At 44.8% G+C, this 1,052-nt stretch carries 1 protein-coding gene; it reads left to right on the forward strand.

What is annotated here, in order from left to right:
* Positions 1 to 1,052: ATP-dependent RecD-like DNA helicase (locus GNF10_RS37040; protein ID WP_185607506.1), on the forward strand; the 1,052-nt coding region annotated here is incomplete at both ends.

Below are 1,052 nucleotides of genomic sequence, written 5' to 3' on the forward strand. Positions count from 1 at the left end.
ACTGTAGCCAGTTTATTAGTGTCTGAGCCAGCACCCCTAATTGAATCAAATCAGATTTGGATTGTGGATGAGGCAGGTTTACTTAGTGCCAAAGATGCTCATGCCCTGTTAGAAAGAGCGACCACTGAGGGAGCAAGATTATTACTAGTTGGCGATACCAAGCAATTATCGGCAGTAGAAGCTGGAAACCCATTCAAATCCTTGCAACAAGCTGGCATCAAGACCGCGCACTTAACCCAATCAAACAGGCAGAGGAACCCGGATCTTAAGATAGCAGTAGACCTAATTGCAGACGGGAGAGTAGAAGCGGGATTTAAGCAACTAGAGACAATAGGCAGTATTCAAGAGGTATCACCCGATACTACGAGAGAGATAATTGCTGCTGACTATATAGGATTAACGAAAGAGCAACGAGCGCGAACATTGGTACTGGCTGGCACAAATGTAGAGAAGTTAGCACTTACTCAGGCAATCCGAGGCAAGCTAAAAATTGAAGGAAGTTTAGGGGCAACTGCAAACATTACCCAGTTGCAAGCTCTAAACCTGACCAAAGTGCAGCTACGCTATACCCATAACTTTGAACTAGGTAATGTGGTGATGCCAACGCGCAACTACAAACGCCGGGGTTTAGAGAAAGGTAAGCTGTATGAAGTCGTCGGCAAGAACACCGACCGATTAATTTTGAAAGCAGACGATGGAAAGCAGTTAGAAGTAGATGCCAATTTTGACAAAGCTGTTTACCAACGCGAGCAAATTGAGATTGCTGTAAGCGATCGCTTGCAATGGAAGAAAAATGACCGCCAATTACAAAGGCGCAATGGTCAAGAATTTGTAGTTACGGCGATTGAGGGAGATTCCGCCCAAATTCAGTATTTAGATAGCAATCGAACTGAAACTATTAACCTAAAACAGGCGCAAAACTTAGACTACGCGCTTGTCAGCACAATCTACAGCAGCCAAGGCAAAACCACTGACCTAGCCTTGATTGCGGCAGACTACACCATTGGGCAAGAAAGTTTTTATGTGGCGATTAGTCGAGCTAGGCATAACGT

The organism is Nostoc sp. UCD121 (assembly GCF_014222285.1).
Lineage (GTDB): Bacteria > Cyanobacteriota > Cyanobacteriia > Cyanobacteriales > Nostocaceae > Nostoc.